Annotated in this window: 14 protein-coding genes; all 14 read left to right on the forward strand. The window is 59.3% G+C overall.

What is annotated here, in order from left to right:
• Positions 1-42: 42 nt before the first annotated feature.
• The 14 genes from pyrR to AADH44_RS06305 are packed head-to-tail and all read left to right on the forward strand — an operon-like array spanning position 43 to position 16604.
• Complete coding sequence (gene pyrR / locus AADH44_RS06240; protein WP_341954797.1) at positions 43-570, forward strand: bifunctional pyr operon transcriptional regulator/uracil phosphoribosyltransferase PyrR; 528 nt, start codon at positions 43-45, stop codon at positions 568-570.
• Entirely contained in the window at positions 567-1514 is a 948-nt protein-coding gene (locus AADH44_RS06245; protein WP_341954799.1) for an aspartate carbamoyltransferase catalytic subunit, read from the forward strand. The genes pyrR and AADH44_RS06245 overlap by 4 nt, the downstream gene beginning before the upstream one ends.
• Positions 1515-1572: 58 nt before the next feature.
• Positions 1573-2898, forward strand: coding sequence for a dihydroorotase (locus tag AADH44_RS06250; RefSeq protein WP_341954801.1), 1326 nt, complete (start codon positions 1573-1575; stop codon positions 2896-2898).
• Complete coding sequence (locus AADH44_RS06255) at positions 2891-3385, forward strand: hypothetical protein (RefSeq protein ID WP_341954803.1); 495 nt, start codon at positions 2891-2893, stop codon at positions 3383-3385. Before AADH44_RS06250 ends, AADH44_RS06255 begins: the two co-directional genes overlap by 8 nt.
• Positions 3382-4521 carry a glutamine-hydrolyzing carbamoyl-phosphate synthase small subunit gene (gene carA / locus AADH44_RS06260; RefSeq protein WP_341954805.1) on the forward strand — a complete coding sequence of 380 codons (1140 nt, stop codon included), beginning with the start codon at positions 3382-3384 and terminating at the stop codon, positions 4519-4521. The genes AADH44_RS06255 and carA overlap by 4 nt, the downstream gene beginning before the upstream one ends.
• A complete protein-coding gene (carB, locus tag AADH44_RS06265) occupies positions 4521-7835 on the forward strand; it encodes a carbamoyl-phosphate synthase large subunit (protein ID WP_341954807.1) in 3315 nt (1104 codons plus the stop codon). Before carA ends, carB begins: the two co-directional genes overlap by 1 nt.
• Complete coding sequence (gene pyrF, locus AADH44_RS06270; protein ID WP_341954809.1) at positions 7828-8670, forward strand: orotidine-5'-phosphate decarboxylase; 843 nt, start codon at positions 7828-7830, stop codon at positions 8668-8670. The genes carB and pyrF overlap by 8 nt, the downstream gene beginning before the upstream one ends.
• On the forward strand, positions 8670-9599 hold the full coding sequence (gmk, locus tag AADH44_RS06275; protein WP_341954811.1) for a guanylate kinase: 930 nt from the start codon (positions 8670-8672) through the stop codon (positions 9597-9599). Before pyrF ends, gmk begins: the two co-directional genes overlap by 1 nt.
• Positions 9592-9852: a DNA-directed RNA polymerase subunit omega gene (rpoZ, locus tag AADH44_RS06280; RefSeq protein WP_341954813.1), complete on the forward strand. Its 261-nt coding sequence runs from the start codon at positions 9592-9594 to the stop codon at positions 9850-9852. Before gmk ends, rpoZ begins: the two co-directional genes overlap by 8 nt.
• An 11-nt stretch (positions 9853-9863) precedes the next feature.
• Entirely contained in the window at positions 9864-11063 is a 1200-nt protein-coding gene (coaBC, locus tag AADH44_RS06285) for a bifunctional phosphopantothenoylcysteine decarboxylase/phosphopantothenate--cysteine ligase CoaBC (protein WP_341954815.1), read from the forward strand.
• Between the two features lie 29 nt (positions 11064-11092).
• Complete coding sequence (metK, locus tag AADH44_RS06290; RefSeq protein WP_341954817.1) at positions 11093-12289, forward strand: methionine adenosyltransferase; 1197 nt, start codon at positions 11093-11095, stop codon at positions 12287-12289.
• A gap of 2 nt (positions 12290-12291) precedes the next feature.
• Positions 12292-14268, forward strand: a complete 1977-nt coding sequence (locus tag AADH44_RS06295) for a primosomal protein N' (protein ID WP_341954819.1) — start codon at positions 12292-12294, stop codon at positions 14266-14268.
• Positions 14269-14322: 54 nt separating this feature from the next.
• Positions 14323-15243 carry a methionyl-tRNA formyltransferase gene (gene fmt, locus AADH44_RS06300; protein WP_341954931.1) on the forward strand — a complete coding sequence of 307 codons (921 nt, stop codon included), beginning with the start codon at positions 14323-14325 and terminating at the stop codon, positions 15241-15243.
• Positions 15240-16604: a transcription antitermination factor NusB gene (locus AADH44_RS06305; RefSeq protein WP_341954821.1), complete on the forward strand. Its 1365-nt coding sequence runs from the start codon at positions 15240-15242 to the stop codon at positions 16602-16604. Before fmt ends, AADH44_RS06305 begins: the two co-directional genes overlap by 4 nt.
• Positions 16605-16609: the final 5 nt, after the last annotated feature.

Here is a 16609-nt window from a genome sequence, read left to right on the forward strand (position 1 = left end):
TTCCTTTAACTTCCGTCCTGAGAGACGGGGAAGGAGGTCAGAATGCCTGTACGCACTGTGCTGCAGCATGCTGATATCACTCGAGCGTTGACTCGTATTTCCCACGAAATTCTTGAGTCCAATCGCGGTTCAGACGATCTTGTCATCTTGGGTATCCCGACTCGAGGTGTCACATTGGCGAGGCGCATCGCTTCGATCATCCATTCAGTGGATGCCGCCGTCATTGCTGCTGGCGCCCTTGACGTCACGATGTATCGCGATGATCTCGCTCAGAACCCCACGAGGGCAACCGGGCCAACCGACATCCCGCACGGTGGCATCGACGGTAAGACTGTCGTACTCGTCGATGACGTGCTGTACTCGGGGCGCACTATCCGTGCTGCTCTCGACGCACTAGGCGATCTCGGTCGTCCCCGAGCGGTGCGATTGGCCGTACTCGTTGACCGTGGTCACCGAGAGTTCCCGATTCGTGCCGACTTCGTGGGCAAGAACCTACCGAGCTCAATGCATGAGCGTATCAACGTGCGTCTTGAAGAGATCGACGGAAACGACGAGGTGACAATCGGATGAGACACCTACTAACTACGCAGGGCTTGCCCCGAGATGAAGCGATAGCGATTCTCGACGTCGCCGAAGACATGGCCGCTGTGGGCGAACGTGAGGTCAAAAAGCTTCCGACGCTACGTGGCAAAACTGTCATCAATCTGTTCTTTGAAGACTCAACCCGCACCCGGATCTCTTTTGAGGCAGCAGCGAAACGACTGAGCGCCGACGTCATCAACTTCGCCGCCAAGGGGTCGAGCGTGTCGAAAGGAGAGAACCTGAAAGACACCGCTCAAACGCTCGCTGCGATGGGTGCTGACGCGGTTGTCGTGCGGCACTGGGCATCCGGTGCTCCTAAAATTCTTGCCGATAGCGGCTGGATCGATGCCGGCATTGTGAATGCGGGCGACGGCACGCACGAGCATCCCACTCAAGCATTGCTTGATGCTTTTACAATTCGTCGCCGACTTCATGGCTCCGCTTCTCGCGGTCGCGATCTTGATGGTGTGAGTGTCACGATTGTCGGTGACATCGTGCACTCGCGAGTTGCTCGATCTAATGTGTGGCTACTGACCACCCTGGGGGCAGACGTGACGCTCGTTGCGCCGGCAACCCTTCTGCCCGTAAACCTCAGCGGATGGCCTGTTGAGGTCTCGTATGACCTCGATCACGCCATCACACGACGCCCTGACGTCATCATGATGTTGCGGGTGCAAAGCGAAAGAATGGCCGCCGCGTTTTTTCCCAATGCACGCGAATACTCCAAGCAGTGGGGGCTCAACGACGAACGGATGCGGGCACTTCCAGCAAGTAGCATGGTTATGCACCCTGGGCCGATGAACCGCGGCCTTGAAATCTCTGCCGCAGCCGCAGATTCGCCCCAATCGACAGTGCTCGAACAGGTAGCGAATGGCGTCTCAGTGAGAATGTCGGTGCTGTATCACTTGCTGTCCGGAGCTGTGGAGCGGTGAGCGCAGAACTAGCCGCTGCCACCCCTGAAGGCGTGTCAATACTGAGAAGAGGGCTCTCGTGAGTATCAGAATCGTCAACGCAACCCTGCCCAACGGCGACCGTGCCGATTTCACGATTGATCGTGGAGTATTCACTGACGCCAGCCCTGTGGACCGAACGATCGATGCCTCGGGGTTGCAGGCCCTGCCGGGTCTCGTAGACCTACACACCCATTTGCGCGAGCCAGGATTTGAGCAGAGCGAAACTGTGCTGTCTGGCAGTCGCGCCGCAGCCATGGGTGGGTTTACCGCCGTCTTCGCGATGGCGAATACGATGCCGGTGCAAGACACTGCCGGAGTGGTCGAGCAGGTCCAGTCATTGGGAGACGCCCACGGGTACGCCACAGTTCGTCCGATCGGCGCCGTTACCGAGGGGCTGGCCGGAACAAAACTCTCTGAGATCGGGGCCATGGCAAATTCCCGGGCCGGAGTCCGCGTGTTCTCCGACGACGGCAAGTGCGTTCACAATGCCCTTCTCATGCGCCGTGCACTTGAATACGTGAAAACCTTTGACGGAGTGGTCGCCCAGCACGCGCAAGAACCGACACTGACGGTTGATGCTCAAATGAACGAGGGCGCCGTATCGAGCGAACTCGGTCTCGCCGGATGGCCCGCCGTCGCCGAGGAGTCGATCATCGCCCGCGATGTACTTCTCTCCGAACATGTCGGTGCGAGACTGCACATCTGCCACCTTTCTACCGCTGGCTCGGTCGACGTCATCCGATGGGCCAAAGCCCGCGGCATCGCAGTGACGGCAGAAGTCACGCCGCATCACCTACTTCTGACGGAAGAACTTGTGCGTGGCTACGATGCTCGCTTCAAAGTAAATCCGCCGCTGCGACGTGACGAGGATGTGCACGCCCTGCGTGCAGCTCTCGCTGACGGAACTATCGACATCGTCGCGACCGATCACGCACCACACCCACCCGAGGCGAAAGAATGCTCATGGGCTGAGGCCGCCTTCGGCATGGTCGGCCTTGAGTCTGCCCTCAACGTCGTTCAGGAGGCGGTCGTCGACACCGGCCAACTGACCTGGGCCGACGTTGCTCGTGTGCTCTCGCAGACTCCGGCACAGATCGGGCGCCTCGACGGCTACTCCACCCCATTCGCGGTTGGCTCAGCAGCGAACCTCGTGCTCATTGATCCGAGCGCGCGATCAACATTCAGCACCGAATCGTTGAGAGGCAAAAGCACGAACTCGCCGTACTTGGGGCGCACGCTCCCCGGTCGAGTCATCAGCACCATCCACAATGGGTACGAAACGGTTCGGGATGGTGAACTTGTCGAGACCGACGAGGTTGCCCACAACGCTCGGCTCGCGTCAGCGGAGGCCAACAATGTCTAAAGATGTTTCTACCCTGATTGTGATCGGCCTCGTAGTACTGCTTCTTGGACTGATGGTGGCCGGCTGGTACGCGCGCAAGCGTCGCCAATCGCACATCGGTGTGCCGCTGCAGCCCCCAGCAGACCTCCCTAGCGAACACCCCAGTTTCAGCGGAAAGTACGTGTCAACAACGCTCGGCTGTGATCAGCTCAATCGGGTTGCCGTTCACAGCCTCGGGTTCCGCGGAAATTGCACAATCGAAGTTCATCCGGCCGGTGTTGCGGTGTTCCGTGCGGGCGAACGAGATATCTGGATCCCTCGCGACGACGTGCGAGGAATCGCACGTGCAACGTGGACTATCGACCGTGTGGTCGAAAAGAACGGATTGCAGATGATCGAGTGGACGCTCGATGGCACTGCAGTCGACAGCTATTTCCGAATGGACGACCCCGAGGCCTGCGAAAAGGTGCTCGCCGGTGTTGTTGGCAATGAAAGGGAGTCTCAATGACCTTTGACGCAGCAGTACTCGTACTGGAAGATGGCACACGCTATCTCGGACAGGCCTACGGCGCCCGCGGACAGCGACTCGGCGAAGTGGTGTTCGCGACCGGAATGACCGGCTACCAAGAGACGATTACCGACCCCAGTTATGCAGGCCAGATTGTCGTTATGACGGCGCCGCACATCGGCAACACCGGCGTCAACGACGAAGATTCAGAGTCGTCACGAATCTGGGTCTCCGGCTTTGTCGTCCGCGACGCCAGCCGTATCGTCTCAAACTTCCGTGCAAACGGATCCTTGGATGATCAGCTGACCGAGCAGAGCGTTGTGGGTATCAGCGGTGTCGATACTCGCGCAATCACCCGCCGCTTGCGCGATTCTGGCTCAATGCGTGGCGGCATCTTCTCGGGCACCGACGCGGAACTGAGCAACGACGAGCAGCTTGCACTTGTGCGGGATGCAGCCCAGATGGCAGGTCGCAGCCTGTCATCAGAGGTATCCACCCCAGTGGCGTACGTCGTAGCGTCGACTGTGGCGAGTATTGGCCGCCTGGCAGTTCTCGACCTCGGGGTCAAGACGTCGACGGTCAACTATCTCGCAGCACGTGGATTTGAGGTGCACGTTCTGCCTCAGACCGTGACATTCGACGAACTACTCGCGATCGACCCGGTCGCAGTCTTCTACTCGAATGGTCCCGGCGACCCCTCAGCATCCGATGCCCATGTTGCACTCCTCACTCAGGTGCTCAAGAAGGGGCTGCCATTCTTCGGCATTTGCTTCGGCAACCAACTGCTGGGTCGTGCCCTCGGCTATGGCACCTACAAGCTGCCCTTCGGCCACCGCGGAATCAACCAACCCGTCATCGACGTGCAGACCCTGCGTACAGAGATAACTTCCCACAACCACGGTTTCGCGGTTGACGCTCCAGTCGGCGAGATCAGCCAGTCACCCGCCGGTTTCGGGCGCGTTGAGGTAAGCCACGTTAACCTCAACGACAATGTCGTCGAGGGCCTCCGCGCGCTCGACATTCCTGCCTTCTCCGTGCAGTATCACCCCGAGGCGGCCGCTGGACCGCACGATGCCAACTACCTTTTCGACAGGTTCCGCGACCTTGTTCTCGAGAACGCAAAGGACAGCAAGTAATGCCCAAGAGACAAGATATTTCATCGATACTGGTTATCGGCTCTGGCCCGATCGTTATCGGTCAGGCAGCGGAGTTCGACTACTCAGGAACGCAAGCGTGCCGCGTATTGCGCGAGGAGGGCATCCGCGTCATCCTCGTCAACTCAAACCCGGCGACGATCATGACTGACCCTGACTTTGCTGATGCGACGTACATCGAACCCATCACTTGGGAGGTTATCGAGACAATCATTGCCAAGGAGCGTCCGGATGCCCTGTTGCCCACTCTCGGCGGTCAAACGGCCCTCAACGCGGCCATCGAGCTCGACGCTCACGGCATCCTTGAGAAGTACAACGTTGAACTAATCGGTGCCAATCTGGAAGCCATCAACAAGGGTGAGGACCGCCAGATCTTCAAGCAACTGGTGCTTGATTGCGGTGCGGATGTCGCAAAGTCTCACATTGCTACCACCGTTGCTGAGGCGGTCGACTTTGCTGAGGATCTCGGCTACCCGCTGGTAATTCGACCCTCGTTCACGATGGGCGGTCTCGGGTCTGGTTTCGCCTACACCCGCGAAGAACTCGTACGGATGGTGACCGACGGACTGCACCAGAGTCCCACCACTTCGGTACTTCTCGAAGAGAGCATTCTGGGCTGGAAAGAGTATGAGCTCGAGCTCATGCGCGACACCGCAGACAACACCGTGGTCGTGTGTTCGATCGAAAATGTGGATCCTGTCGGCGTTCACACCGGTGATTCGATCACGGTTGCTCCGGCGCTGACACTTACTGACCGCGAATATCAGAACCTGCGCAACATTGGCATCGACATTATTCGCGCGGTGGGCGTCGATACCGGCGGATGCAACATCCAGTTCGCGATCGACCCCGCCAATGGGCGCGTGATTGTCATTGAGATGAACCCGCGAGTGTCGCGCTCAAGCGCATTGGCATCGAAGGCGACAGGCTTCCCGATCGCGAAGATCGCGGCAAAGCTGGCGATCGGTTACCGACTCGACGAAATTCCGAACGACATCACGAAGGTCACGCCGGCAAGCTTCGAGCCAACTCTCGACTATGTCGTCGTGAAGGTTCCGCGCTTCGCGTTCGAAAAGTTCCCTGCAGCCGACACGCGCCTCACGACAACCATGAAGTCGGTTGGTGAGGCCATGGCGATCGGCCGCAACTACTCGACAGCGCTGCAGAAGGCGCTCCGCTCGCTCGAAAAACGCGACTCAAGCTTCCACTGGAACGGTGCCGTCGGTGACAAGACAGAATTGCTCGCGCTCTCGTCGATTGCCACTGATGGTCGCATCATCACTGTGCAGCAGGCGATGCGTGCCGGGGCGACAACCGAGGAGGTCTTCGACGCCACCAAGATTGATCCATGGTTCATCGATCAGATTGCGCTCATCAATGAAGTAGCGGCCGATATTGCCGATGCTCCAGCGCTGACTGCCGCGCTGCTGACCCACGCAAAAAATCACGGATTCAGCGATGTCCAGATCGCTGACATTCGTGGTCTCTCTGAAACCGAAGTTCGCGAACTGCGCTGGAGTCTTAACGTGCGGCCCGTATTCAAGACGGTCGACACGTGCGCGGGGGAGTTCCCTGCGCTAACGCCGTACCACTATTCAAGCTACGACTCCGAGACCGAGGTAGCGCCGAGCGACAAGCGGAAGGTCGTCATTCTGGGCTCCGGCCCGAACCGCATCGGTCAGGGTATTGAGTTTGACTACTCGTGCGTGCACGCGTCGTTCGCTCTCTCGGCTGCAGGCTACGAGACAATCATGATCAACTGCAACCCGGAGACTGTCTCGACTGACTATGACACGAGCGATCGTTTGTACTTTGAACCGCTTACACTCGAAGACGTGCTGGAGATCATCCACGCGGAGAGCACGAGCGGCGAACTTATGGGAGTCATTGTTCAGCTCGGTGGCCAGACCGCTCTTGGGCTTGCGCAGGGTTTGAAGGATGCTGGCGTTCCGATTCTCGGAACAACTCCGGAGGCAATCGACCTTGCCGAGGAACGCGGACTGTTCTCTGCGATTCTTGACAACGCTGGACTTCTCGCTCCCAAGAACGGCACCGCCACTAATCAAGCTGAAGCGACCGAGATCGCCGAGAACATCGGGTATCCGGTGCTCGTTCGTCCTTCACACGTTCTCGGTGGCCGCGGCATGGAGATCGTCTACGACACCGAGGCTCTCGCTGACTACTTTGCTCGGGTTCGCGATGTCGTGATCATTTCCGAAACGTCGCCGCTTCTGGTCGACCGTTTCTTGGATGACGCAATCGAGATCGATATCGACGCTCTCTACGACGGTACCGAGTTGTATGTTGGCGGAATCATGGAGCACATCGAGGAGGCCGGTATCCATTCCGGCGACTCGGCATGCACCCTTCCTCCGGTAACGCTGGGGCGAGATGTGCTCAAGCGTGTCCGCGAGGCGACACTGGCAATCGCCGAGGGGGTCGGAGTGCGTGGCCTGCTGAACGTGCAGTTCGCGATTGGCCAGGGCATCCTCTACGTGCTCGAAGCCAACCCGCGCGCTAGTCGCACTGTGCCGTTCGTGTCGAAGGCCCTCGGTATCCCGCTGGCGAAGGCTGCTGCGCTTGTGATGGTGGGCTCCAGCATCCGTTCGCTCGTTGATAGTGGGCTACTTCCCATTCTTGATGGTTCGAACGTGCCAGCGACATCGCCCGTATCGGTTAAAGAGGCTGTGCTTCCGTTCAAGCGTTTCCGCACCGTTGAGGGCAACGTTGTCGACTCGGTTCTTGGCCCGGAGATGCGCTCCACTGGCGAAGTCATGGGCATCGATTCCAACTTCCCGAAAGCGTTCGCAAAAAGTCAAGAAGCTGCGTACGGCGGTTTGCCCGATAGTGGCACCGTATTTGTTTCGGTTGCTGACCGTGACAAGCGTGCGGTGATCCTGCCGGTTTTGCGCCTCAGTCAGCTAGGATTCACCATCCTCGCCACAGACGGAACGGCCGAGATTTTGGCTCGCAACGGCATTGAAGCTCACGTGGTCCGCAAGTACTTTATGGGCCAAGAGGTCGATGCTGACGAGCCGTCGATTGTTGAGCTCATCAACGAAGGCAAGGTGGATGTTGTCATCAATACGCCGAGTGGACGAAGCGCTCGTGCGGATGGCTACGAAATTCGCACAGCGACCGTGGCGGCGGACAAGCCAATCTTTACGACCATCGCGCAACTCGCCGCCGCCGTGGCATCGTTCGAAGCGATTCGAGATGGCTTCGATGTGCGGTCGCTTCAGGATTACGCGCTTGATCGTGCAGCGGAACTCGAGAAGGTAGCAAACAATGCCTAGTTTTGCGTCCCGACTAGCCGCCACCTTTGAGGAGTATGGCGGCGTCTGTATGGGCATCGACCCGCATCCTTTCTTGCTCGAAAGTTGGGGACTATCTAACGACGTTCACGGTGTTCGCGAATTCACGTTGCGTGCAGTGGATGCCGCAGCAGGCAACGTAGGAATGATCAAGCCGCAGGTGGCCTTCTTCGAACGCTTCGGTTCTGCCGGGTATGCGGTGCTCGAGGAGTCGTTCGCCTTGGCGCGTTCGGCAGGACTGCTGGTGATCGCGGATGTGAAGCGCGGCGATCTTTCGTCGTCTGTTGAGGCCTATGGTCAGGCTTGGCTCACGCCGGGATCGCCATTGGAAGCGGATGCAATGACTGCGGTTGCGTATCAGGGTGTGTCGGAGTTATCCGGGCCCGTGGAACTCGCGAGAGCGTCAGGCAAGGGCATTTTTGTCCTTGCGGCCACCTCGAATGCTTCGGCCTACAGCATCCAGTCTGCGCGTATTGTTGAGGGCGAACACGAGGGTGCCACGGTGGCGGCAAGCATTGTTCGTGATGTTCGTGCCCTGAATTCAGAGGTCGGCCTCGGGTCGTTTGGTGTGGTTGTCGGTGCCACAGTAAATGTTGCTGACTTTGGCATGCGCGGTGAAGAATTGATTGACCTGCCGGTATTGGCGCCGGGATTCGGCGCGCAGGGAGCCCAGGTCGAGCAGGCGCGCGAGTTATACGGTGCCGCTGTTGCGAACACGATTGTCACCGTGTCGCGAAGCGTTCTCCAAGAGGGATCGAGCCAGATTCCGTCGGAACTGCGTTCTTTGCGCGAACAACTCCGTGAGCAGGTGCGCTGATGGGTCCTCGTCCGGAGCCCCCAGAGGTTGATCGTGCTGCTGCGTCACGTGCTGCGGTAGCCGCTCGCCGCGCTCGAGCTTCCGTCAAACGTGAAGTCGCTGAGCGCGCACGAACCGCGTTGAGCGTTGCGCGCACGGGGTGGTCGACTCCCGAAAGCCCTGAAGCACGATTGTTGGTGCGCGAACTTTTGCTCAGTGTGCCATCCCTCGGCCCGACCAGAGTAGAAAGTATCATGGATGAGCTCGCGATTGCGGAGCGCAAACGCGTTGGCGGCCTGGGTTCGAAGCAACGTGATCGACTTGCCGCGTACCTTGCGGATCGCCAGGGCCCTGAGCCGACACGCCTCGTGGTGCTAGCTGGCCCGACTGCAGTTGGCAAAGGAACGGTTTCGAGCTACATCCGGGAGAATCATCCGGATGTCTTGCTCAGCGTTTCTGCGACAACGCGAAAACCTCGACCGGGGGAGATCGACGGAGTTCACTACTATTTCGTCAGTGACGACCGGTTCGATGAGATGATCGCCGACAATGAGTTGCTTGAATGGGCTGTGGTGCACAATTCTTACCGGTACGGCACGCCACGCCCGCCGATCGATGCTGCTCTTGCAGAAGGCAAACGCGTTTTGCTCGAGATCGACCTGCAAGGTGCGCGCTCCGTACGCAGCGTAATGCCCGAAGCTCTATTGGTGTTCTTGTTGCCGCCAACGTGGGAAGAATTGGTGCGTCGATTGATCGGTCGTGGCACCGAAGATGCTGCCGAACAGGCTCGCAGATTAGAGACCGCAAAGGTCGAATTGGCGGCTCAAGAAGAGTTCGATGTGAAGGTCGTGAACACAGAAGTAAGCCGAGCGGCTCAAGAAGTCGTAGAATTGATGGATGCGCCCGCTGGCGCGACCACTTCCGACTCCAAGGAGCACTCCAATGGCTGACAAGAACTCGGGCATCATTGATCCCCCCATCGACGAACTGTTGACGAAGGTCGACTCGAAGTACCAGCTCGTAATCTTTGCATCCAAGCGGGCTCGGCAGATCAACGACTACTACGCAGACCTCCACGAGGGAAGCCTGTTCGACAACGTCGGACCACTCGTTGACTCGACGATTGAAGACAAGCCACTCTCCGTTGCTCTTCGCGAGATCAACGAAAACAAGCTCGAGCTCAAGCGACTCAGCGGCGAATAGAACCAACTTCGGTGACCGCGCTCAACGTAGTTGTCGGCATTTCTGGCGGAATCGCTGCCTACAAGGCGGTTACCGTTGTGCGCCAACTCGTGCTCGCGGGGCACGACGTTCACGTCGTCGCTACGAGCAACGCTCTGCGTTTTATCGGCTTGCCGACGCTTGAGGCAGTGAGCCGCAACCCGGTCAACACCGATATTTACGAGGGTGTTGATGAGGTTCGCCACGTCGCGGTCGGAAAGGCTGCCAACCTCATCATCGTTGCTCCCGCGACCGCTAACACGATAGCCAAAATGGCGACTGGCCAAGCAAGCGACTTTCTGGGCAACACAATTTTGGCGAGCAGTGCGCCTATTCTGATTGCTCCCGCGATGCACACCGAAATGTGGCAGAACGTGGCCACCGTGGCCAATATTGAGACGCTACGGTCCCGTGGCATCCAGATTATTGGCCCAGAGTCAGGTCCGTTAACGGGCCGTGACAGTGGCCCAGGTCGGATGTCTGAGCCGAGCGATATTGTTGCCGCCGCACTAAACATGGTGGCCTCCGCTCGCGATCTTGCTGGCCGCACGGTACTGGTCACCGCGGGTGGCACCCGTGAGCCTCTTGATCCTGTGCGATTTATCGGCAATCGTTCGAGCGGAAAGCAAGGTGTTGCTGTCGCGACTGCTGCTGCCGCGCGTGGCGCATCGGTGATTCTGATCGGTGCCAACCTTGAGGTTCCGGCACCAGCAGGCGTTCGGGTTGTCGAAGTGAGCACCACGCTTGAGCTGCAAAAGGCAGTCGTGGCTGAATCAGCCTCAGCAGATCTCGTAGTTATGGCCGCTGCCGTTGCCGACTATCGGCCGGCAGAGACTGCGCAAACCAAGATCAAGAAGCGCAGCGATTCGAGCACGCTTGAGCTTCGGCTCGAAGAGAACCCCGACATCCTGCGTGGGCTGTCGACGAACCGTTCGCGCGATCAGGTGATTGTGGGGTTCGCGGCAGAGACTGAACCCGACGACGATGTGCTTCTGCAGCTAGGTCGCGCCAAGATCTCACGCAAGGGCTGTGATTTTCTTGTTCTCAACCGTGTGGGCTGGACCGAAGGCTTCGCCTCGGACCGTAACACTGTCGTCGTGATTGACACGGCCGGAGATAGAGTGGGCGAGGCAAGCGGAAGCAAGTTGTCGGTGGCCCACCGCATTCTGGATCTTGTGTTCGCAGCCCGCTGACATCCATTCATCACTACCGGAGACGGCTTATGACTTCGCCCCTGCGCACCTTCACCTCGGAGTCTGTTACCGAGGGACACCCCGACAAGATCTGCGATCAGATCAGTGACAGCATCTTGGATGCTCTGCTTGAGGAAGACCCCCATGCGCGCGTTGCGGTAGAGACTCTCGTCACCACCGGTCTTGTCCATGTTGCTGGCGAGGTTACGACATCTGGTTATGCCGACATTCCCGCTATCGTTCGGGATCGTATTTCTGAGATCGGGTACAACTCCTCGGCTGTCGGCTTTGATGGCCGGTCATGTGGTGTGTCGATTTCTATTGGTGCGCAGTCACCAGACATCGCGCAGGGCGTTGACGTTGCGCTGGAGACCCGTGAGGGACACTCCAGCGACAAGCTTGACGTTCTCGGTGCCGGTGATCAGGGCGTGATGTTTGGTTACGCGACGAACGAAACTCCTCAGCTGATGCCAGCACCGGTGTGGTTTGCGCATCGGATGGCAGAACGACTCGCTGAGGTTCGCAAGCTTGGTCTGGTCGACTATTTGCGCCCCGATGGCAAAACTCAGGTCACGGTCGGGTATGAGGGCTCAGTTCCGCGCAGTATTGAGACTGTTGTCTTGTCGACCCAACATTCACCCCATATCTCGACCCCACAATTGCGTGACGAGATCGAAGAGCTCGTGGTTCGTCCGATCGTCGAGAGCTCGGGCCTTGATCTGTCGAACCTGCAAGCCATTGTGAATCCGAGCGGTCGCTTCGAAATTGGCGGCCCGCAGGGCGACGCTGGAGTCACTGGGCGCAAGGTTATTGTCGACACCTACGGTGGAGCATCCCGTCACGGCGGTGGCGCATTCAGCGGCAAAGACCCATCGAAGGTTGACCGTTCGGCTACGTATGCCATGCGGTGGGTCGCAAAGAACGCTGTGGCTGCGGGGCTTGCCGATCGCCTCGAAATCCAAATCGCGTACGCAATCGGTCGCGCTGCACCGGTGAGCCTCTATGTGGAAACTTTCGGCACGGGACACGTTTCCGACGAAGCCATTCTGGGCGCGATTCATGAGGTGTTCGATCTACGACCCGGAGCCATCATCCGCGATTTAGATCTTTTGCGCCCCATCTATGCGAAGACAGCCACCTATGGTCATTTCGGTCGTGACTTGCCCGAGTTCACCTGGGAACGACTCGACCGCGTTGAGGCTCTTCGCAGGGCCGCTGGACTCTAGAGATGACGGAAGCATCCATCGCACGGGTGCTCATTGACTCACCGCTGCCGCAACTCGACAGGCTTTTCGACTACGCCATTCCTGAAAAGCTTCGTGGTGAAGCGCGGGCCGGCGTGCGGGTCAAAGCTCCGCTGAAGACTCTCGGCCGCCTAGTCGAGGGATGGATCGTCGAACTTACCGACACGGTGGGCTTCGCAGGCAAGCTGAGCGAGCTCGATTCGGTTATCTCTCCTTTCCCTGTGCTCGCTCCAGAAATCTGGACGCTTGCTCGCACTGCGGCAGATCGCGCCGCGGGCAATGCCGCGGATGTGTTGCGTCTCGGAATCCCCAAGAGACACGCTCGGGCCGAGAAGTCTCTTCCCGGCACCACGTCGACGTCACCGGTGCATCTAGGTTCACCGCTAACGGTCAGCTATTTCGATGCGGGCTCCGTCACCACCCTTCTCGCGGAGAACAGGCGGGCGGCAATGTCCGCTCCGACTGGAGTTGTTGAAGTCTCGCCGGGCAAATGGGTCGGTCGATGGGCGGTAACCATGGCTGAGTTAGCTTCCCAGACCCTTGCTCGCGGATCGACAGCAATTCTTGCCACGCCCGACTTTCGGGATCAGGAACAACTCGAAGCCGCAGTAGCCGCGCTCATCCCGGAGGATCGAACTCTTCGTCTCGATGCACGCCAGAGCGTCCAGCGTCGCTATGGAAACTTCTTGCGAACGCACGATGGCACTGCATACGTAATCATCGGCAACAGGTCGGCCGTCTACGCCCCAGCGACGCAGTTGGGCCTCATCGCGGTCTGGGACGACGGCGATTCGCTGTATAGCGAGAACCTCTCGCCATACATCCACACGCGAGACGCTGCATTGCTCCGCCAAGAGCAACAGAAGTGCGCGCTCGTATTCATGAGCCATTCACGCAGCACAGAAGTGCAGCGTCTTGTTGAGGTCGGATGGCTTGCCGCTATGAGTCCGGGAGGGATTCGTCCGCCGAAGGTCATACCGTCCGCCAATCAGGTCAGCCAGGATCGGCTTGCCGCAATTGCCCGCATCCCGTCGTCAGCCTGGAAGGCAGCGCGAGCAGGTCTCGATGAAGGCCCAGTTCTCGTACAGGTATCGCGTCCCGGTTATGCGCCACGACTTGCGTGTGCCGATTGTGCGCATACGGCGCGCTGTACAACCTGTGCCGGACCGCTTGCGCAACGCTCCGCATCCTCGACACCGAGCTGTGTTTGGTGTGGAGCCTTGGCGGTGAAGTGGCAGTGTCGTGAATGTGACGGCACTCGTCTTCGGATGGTCGGTTCGGGCAGCGCCCGCACTGCCGATGAACTGGGTCGCGCTTTCCCGGGATATCGCGTAATCGTCGCCGACGGAGATCATCAGGTCACTACAGTCTCATCGGAGCCGTCCCTCGTGATTGCAACACGGGGTGCGGAACCTGTCGCAGCGGGTGGCTATCGTGCGGTGCTTCTGCTTGACGGTGCGGGCATGCTGACCCGTGAAAGTTTGCGTGTGTCTGAGGATTGTCTCCGCTGGTGGTCGAATGCGATTGCGTTGGCGGCTGACGGTGCGCCAGCGGTGATCGTTGGTGTGGGCGGATCTCTTGCGACGGCGCTCGTCACATGGCGTCAGGAAGATTTTGCCAGCACTGAGCTTGCCGACCGCCGAGAGCTGCGGTTTCCGCCGGCAATCCGTGTCGCCACGCTCACCGGCAAGGTCGCACTTATCACGGATGCGCTTCAGCGGTTGCCAGTTGAGCCGCTGGATGTATTGGGCCCCGTAGATCTTCCCGATGGTGTCGTTCGAACGATAATCCGGTTCGACTACAAAGCTGGTGCGGCAGTCGCAGAACAGCTCAAGGCACTGGTCGTTGCAGCGACGACGGTGTCGCGGAGCAACCGCAAACCCGGAATGCCGAGAGCCAGTCAGCCGGCGCCGGGCTTGCGTGTTCACCTTGACGATCTTGAGCCCTTTGTCGATCTGTAGACGCGCTGTGCGAACCCGGACGCAATTTCGCGAGAGAATTGGGGAATGACTTCCTTGCGACTTCTCTTTGCCGGTAGCCCCGAGGTAGCTCTTCCCAGTCTCGACGCACTGCTGGAGAGTCATCACGACGTCGTCGGAGTGCTCACGCGCACCGATTCTGCTCAGGGTCGCCGCCGAGTGATGACTCCCACTCCCGTTGCCGCGCGAGCTGAGCAAGCCGGTCGTGAAATCATTCGGGCAAACCGTGTCGATGACGCGGCTAGTGAGGCGATCGATGCTCTCTCTGTTGATCTTGGAGTGATCGTCGCGTACGGCGGGCTAGTCCCGAAACGCGTGCTCGCCATCCCGCGCCTGGGCTGGATAAACCTCCACTTTTCCCTGCTGCCACGGTGGCGCGGAGCAGCACCAGTTCAACGATCCATCATGGCCGGGGACATGGTCACTGGCGCTACTGTTTTTCAACTCGTGGAAGAGCTCGATGCGGGCGACATTTTCGCCACAATGACGGCGCCGATCGGGGCTCAGCAGACGGCAGGAGCGCTACTGAAGCAACTCTCCTTCTCTGGCGCAGGCCTGCTTTCAGGGGTGGTCGATTCGTTGGCCGAGGGAAGCGCGCGGGCCGTGCCGCAGTCGGGAGAAGTCACCCTTGCGCCAAAACTATCCCTCGATGACGGTAATATCGACTGGTCTCAGCCGGCGTTAGAGGTACACAATCAGATCCGGGGCGTCACACCTGAGCCCGGTGCATCGACACAGGTCGCTGGCAAGAGACTCAAAGTTCTTGAGGCAGCGATTGCGCGCGAAACACCTGCCCTCCCTGTCGGGCGTATCGACTTCGTCAGCAAAAAGGTCTTTGTCGGCACCGCAACAGAACCAATCGAGCTTCTTCGGGTGCACCCTGAAGGGCGGAATGCAATGGATGCCGCAGCCTGGTGGCGCGGCCTGAATTCAGAATCAGAGGTGGTGGCTTCGTGAGCTACGCACAGTCAGCCCGGCGAGTCGCGCTCGATGTCATCATGGCGGTGCGCGAGTCGGATGCCTACGCCAATCTGCTCCTTCCTGTGCATCTTGAGCGCGCGAAACTGTCGACGGCTGATGCTGGCCTAGCGACTGAGCTCACCTATGGAACCCTGCGTATGCAGGGCTACTACGATGCTGTGATTGAGCAGGCGGCCGGACGCGCAGTTTCGAAGATCGATCCTCCAGTGCTTGACGTTTTGCGGCTCGCGACGCATCAATTGTTGTCGATGCGTGTTCCCTCGCATGCCGCTGTCGACGAGTCAGTTCGTTTGGCGAAGACGATCGGCTCACGCTCGGCAGTGGGATTCGTGAACGCTGTTTTGCGCGCAATCACGAAGCATGAACCTGAGGTGTGGCGCGAGCGTGTCATTGGTGCCGCAGGCTCGGGCGAAGAGGCCCTTGCGCTGGGGTATTCGCATCCGCTCTGGGTGGCGCGGGCATTCCGGCAAGTTTTGGTCGCCGAGGGTCGTGAAGCTGAGCTTGAGAGCCTGTTGGCCGCAGACAATGTTCCAGCCCGCGTTTCTGTTGCCGCCCTACCGGGGTTCGCGGATGCCACACAGATCGATGTGACTCGTGCCGAGTATTCGCCGATCGGTGGCACCCTTCGCGAGGGCGATCCCGGCAAGAACGCAGCAGTTGCTTCGGGACGTGCCCGCGTTCAAGATGAGGGCTCGCAGTTGGCGGCGTTGGCGTTGAGCCGAGCTCGTCCGATTGTGGCGGGGGAGTCGTGGCTCGACATGTGCGCTGGGCCCGGAGGTAAAGCTGCGCTTCTTGCTGCCGAAGCGCTCATAGGAGGCGCTCAGCTGACGGCCAATGAACTCATTCCTGCTCGCGCGAAGCTCGTGCGCAATGCTCTCGCTGTGTTTGATTCCCCTCCCGAGGTTTGGGAGAAAGATGGCGTCGAGATCGGCAACGAGCATCCGGAGGAGTTCGATCGAATCCTGCTTGATGCGCCCTGCACAGGCTTGGGAGCACTGCGCCGTCGCCCCGAGGCGCGCTGGCGTAAGCAGCCGAGTGATGTGGCACAGCTTGGTGCACTGCAGACGGCGCTGCTTCGCTCCGCATTGGATGCGCTCAAGCCGGGTGGGGTAGTCGCCTACGTCACGTGCTCTCCACATGCTGCCGAAACTAAGGCGATCGTAGGTTCAGTTCTTCGCAAGGTTGCCGGCGTCTCCAAAATGGACACGCCAGCGGTACTGAGAGAAATCGCCGTGCACGAACTCGACATGCCGGAAGCGAGCCACGTGCAGTTGTGGCCACATCGCCACGGCACCGATGCAATGTTCATTCAGCTGCTCGTGAAGGCTGACTCCTAGATAGG

This window comes from Salinibacterium sp. TMP30 (genome assembly GCF_038397785.1).
Classification (GTDB): domain Bacteria; phylum Actinomycetota; class Actinomycetes; order Actinomycetales; family Microbacteriaceae; genus Rhodoglobus.

Coding starts and splice junctions, on each gene's coding strand:
- pyrR (WP_341954797.1), top strand. CDS start 43: ATGCCTGTACGCACTGTGCTGCAGCATGCTGATATCACTCGAGCGTTG.
- AADH44_RS06245 (WP_341954799.1), top strand. CDS start 567: ATGAGACACCTACTAACTACGCAGGGCTTGCCCCGAGATGAAGCGATA.
- AADH44_RS06255 (WP_341954803.1), top strand. CDS start 2,891: ATGTCTAAAGATGTTTCTACCCTGATTGTGATCGGCCTCGTAGTACTG.
- carA (WP_341954805.1), top strand. CDS start 3,382: ATGACCTTTGACGCAGCAGTACTCGTACTGGAAGATGGCACACGCTAT.
- carB (WP_341954807.1), top strand. CDS start 4,521: ATGCCCAAGAGACAAGATATTTCATCGATACTGGTTATCGGCTCTGGC.
- pyrF (WP_341954809.1), top strand. CDS start 7,828: ATGCCTAGTTTTGCGTCCCGACTAGCCGCCACCTTTGAGGAGTATGGC.
- gmk (WP_341954811.1), top strand. CDS start 8,670: ATGGGTCCTCGTCCGGAGCCCCCAGAGGTTGATCGTGCTGCTGCGTCA.
- rpoZ (WP_341954813.1), top strand. CDS start 9,592: ATGGCTGACAAGAACTCGGGCATCATTGATCCCCCCATCGACGAACTG.
- metK (WP_341954817.1), top strand. CDS start 11,093: ATGACTTCGCCCCTGCGCACCTTCACCTCGGAGTCTGTTACCGAGGGA.
- AADH44_RS06295 (WP_341954819.1), top strand. CDS start 12,292: ATGACGGAAGCATCCATCGCACGGGTGCTCATTGACTCACCGCTGCCG.